Origin of the sequence: Streptosporangium sp. NPDC006013 (genome assembly GCF_040614275.1) — a bacterium.
GTDB lineage: Bacteria > Actinomycetota > Actinomycetes > Streptosporangiales > Streptosporangiaceae > Streptosporangium.
This window is the reverse complement of record NZ_JBEXUE010000811.1, coordinates 1-2585: the sequence shown is the minus strand read 5'-3', so window position 1 is coordinate 2585 and position 2585 is coordinate 1. Positions and strand designations below refer to the sequence as shown.

General features: G+C 71.0%; 4 protein-coding genes. 2 read left to right on the top strand and 2 right to left on the bottom strand.

Annotated elements, in window-relative coordinates; translation table 11 throughout:
* Together ABZ260_RS49835 and ABZ260_RS49830 are read left to right on the top strand one after the other, a co-directional pair.
* The coding region (locus tag ABZ260_RS49835) for a hypothetical protein (protein ID WP_355632649.1) at positions 1-526 on the top strand (526 nt) is incomplete at its 5' end.
* An 83-nt stretch (positions 527-609) separates the two neighbouring features.
* Positions 610-1425: an ATP-binding cassette domain-containing protein gene (locus ABZ260_RS49830; RefSeq protein ID WP_355555555.1), complete on the top strand. Its 816-nt coding sequence runs from the start codon at positions 610-612 to the stop codon at positions 1423-1425.
* Between the two features lie 48 nt (positions 1426-1473).
* On the opposite strand, the gene ABZ260_RS49825 is transcribed toward ABZ260_RS49830, so the two are convergent.
* Both ABZ260_RS49825 and ABZ260_RS49820 read right to left on the bottom strand, forming a co-directional pair.
* Positions 1474-2196 (bottom strand): GntR family transcriptional regulator, encoded by a 723-nt coding sequence (locus ABZ260_RS49825; protein WP_355632646.1) that lies wholly within the window; start codon positions 2194-2196, stop codon positions 1474-1476.
* A 65-nt stretch (positions 2197-2261) separates the two neighbouring features.
* Positions 2262-2585, bottom strand: a 324-nt coding sequence (locus tag ABZ260_RS49820; RefSeq protein WP_355632644.1) for a membrane dipeptidase, incomplete at its 5' end; no start/stop codon positions are given.

The following is a 2585-nucleotide window of genomic DNA, read 5'->3' as shown; positions in this document are numbered from 1 at the left end:
GCCCGATCGCCAAGGTGCTCAGCCGCTCCGACCTGGCGATGGTCAACCTGGAGACCGCGATCACCACCGGTGGCCGCTGGTCCTGCCCGCCGACGGTACGCCTTCCGGCTCGGTCTTTCGCGGCGGCACCCGGCCGCATGCGGGCAAGCCGCGGACGGTCCTTCCGGCCACCCCCTCCACGGTCCAGATCACCACCACCAGGACCGTCTCGCTGCCCGTCACCGGTCACGAAGGGCACGACGGCCGTGACGGCCGCGAGGAGCCGGCGCCGGAGCGTCCGCGCGGCTCGGGCGGCTCGCCCGACGACGGCGACGACGGCGACGACCGGCAGGACTGCGCGGATGCGACCGCGAAGGGCAGGGGGAGGAACAGGGATTGCCCGACGGCCTCCAGTAACCCCAAGCCCTCCTTCACCCAGATCCCGCAGACCGGTGACGGGGAGAGCCCGTCTCCGACGCCCACCGCTCCCGCCCCCTCGGGGACGACCATCACCCCCGTTCCCACTCCTTCCGTACAGATGGGCTGAGTGGCCCGTTCAGGCGATTTATCGGGAAATATCGCCGGATCGGTTAAAGTGAGCGCCGCGAATCGAGGCGGAGGGGGAGATCGATGGGTGAGCCTGTGCCCGGTGCGGTGGAGCTGAGCGGCGTCGGGGTCCGGGTGGTCGGCCGGACCCTGCTGGACGGCATCGGCTGGCGGGTCGGGTACGGAGAGCACTGGGTGGTGCTGGGCCCCAACGGGGCCGGCAAGACCACGCTGCTGTCACTGGCCGCCGCCGTCCGGCATCCCACCGAGGGGGCCGTCACCGTGCTCGGCCAGCGGCTGGGCCGGGTCGACCTGCGGGAGTTGCGCCGCCACATCGGCCTCGTCGCGGCCAGCCAGCGGCTCGTCGACGAGGAACTGCTGGAGGAGGAGGGGGCCACCGCGCACACCGTGGTCCTGACCGGCTACACCGGGTCCAGCGTCCCGCTCTGGGACCGCTACGGACCCGCCGAGCACGAGCGCGCCCACCAGCTGCTGGCGGACATGGGCTGCAAGGACCTCGCCGACCGGCTCTTTCGCGTCTGCTCCCAGGGTGAGCGGGCTCGTGTCCGTGTCGCCAGGGCCCTGATGGCCGACCCGGTGATCCTGCTGCTGGACGAGCCGTTCGCCGGACTCGACCTGCCCGCCCGCGAGGACCTGATCACCGCCGTGGAGGACCTGGCGGCGACCCGTCCGGTGCTGACCACGGTCACCGTCACCCATCACCTGGAGGAGGTCCCGGCCACCACGACCCACGCCCTGCTGATGCGTGACGCCCGGATCCAGGCGGGTGGTCCGGTGGCGGAGATCCTGACCGCGGAGAACCTCTCGGAGTGCTTCGGGCGGCCGCTGCGCGTCGACCACCTCGACGGCCGCTGGTACGCCCGCGCGGTACGCGACTGAGAGCCCGCGCACGTCGAAGCGGGGCGGCTCCCTCCCGAAACGGCCGGATCAGCGGGTGATGCGGATTCGCACGATGTCGGTGCGGTGCAGGGTGACGCCGTAGGCGAGCGGCACATCGCCGTGTCCGAAAACGGTCTGCAGCGTCCGGGCCAGGGGGTAGCCCACGGGGACGCGCAACGCCTCGGCCCCCTGATCGGAGGCGAGCACGGCTTCGAGGTCGGTGATCACCTGGGCGGCCGGGCGCAGGGCGCCCCGGTCGAGGAAGGTGAACAGGTCGGTGTCGATGCCGAGCATCGGGCTCGGGTCGATCTCGTTCGTGCCGATCTTCAGCGGCACGTAGTCCCGCATGTAGGCGGCCCGCACGTCGTCGACGCTGAAGATCCGTGTCACCTGCCACACGGGCGACCGCGCCGGCAGGCCCAGCGCCTCGGCCGCCGCGGGCGGGCTCGGCACGGTGTCGCACGACGACGTGACCAGTTCGGCCGTGTGCCCCGCCATCTGGATACGGTCACGGTAGGCGAGGATCTTCGACATGCTCAGCGGCGCCAGGTCGCGGGTGCCGGCGACGAACGTGCCGATTCCCCAGCGCCGGATCACCGCGCCCTCGATGGCCAGGACGCCCAGCGCCTCGCGGACGGTGCCACGGCTCACGTCCAGCATCTCGGAGAGGTCCTGCTCGGTCGGCAGCCGGTCTCCTGGCTGGAACTTCTCCTGGAGCAACGCTCGCAGGCCGTGCAGCGCCGCCTGCGCCGCGGTATCACGTCGGCCCATCGTGGATTCCCTTCGTCACGCTGCCCGAGTGCCCCCCGCGTCCGAGGACGCCGGGGGGCGAAGTCCTACCAGACATGATCGAGCACGCGGAGTGTGTTCCCGCCAATGACCTTGCTGATGTCGTCGTCGCCGTAGCCGTGCTTGACGAGCCAGCCGACGATGTTGGTGAAGTTCTCCGCCGGGTTCTCCAGGCCGTCCACGTAGGCGACGCTCGGGTGGTCGGGCGCGGCGTCGCGGTTCTGGGCGTAGTTGCCGGCGTAGGTCTTGTGCACACCCACATGGTCGCCGAACATCGTGTCGGGGCCGAAGGCGACGTGGTCGATGCCCACCAGGTCCACGCAGTAGGTGAAGTGGTCCATCACCGACTCCAGGGAGTGTTCGCGGTGTTT

Bases quoted from the DNA above. Each gene is read 5' to 3' on its own strand.
- ABZ260_RS49830 (WP_355555555.1), top strand. From the start codon at position 610: ATGGGTGAGCCTGTGCCCGGTGCGGTGGAGCTGAGCGGCGTCGGGGTC.
- ABZ260_RS49825 (WP_355632646.1), bottom strand. From the start codon at position 2,196: ATGGGCCGACGTGATACCGCGGCGCAGGCGGCGCTGCACGGCCTGCGA.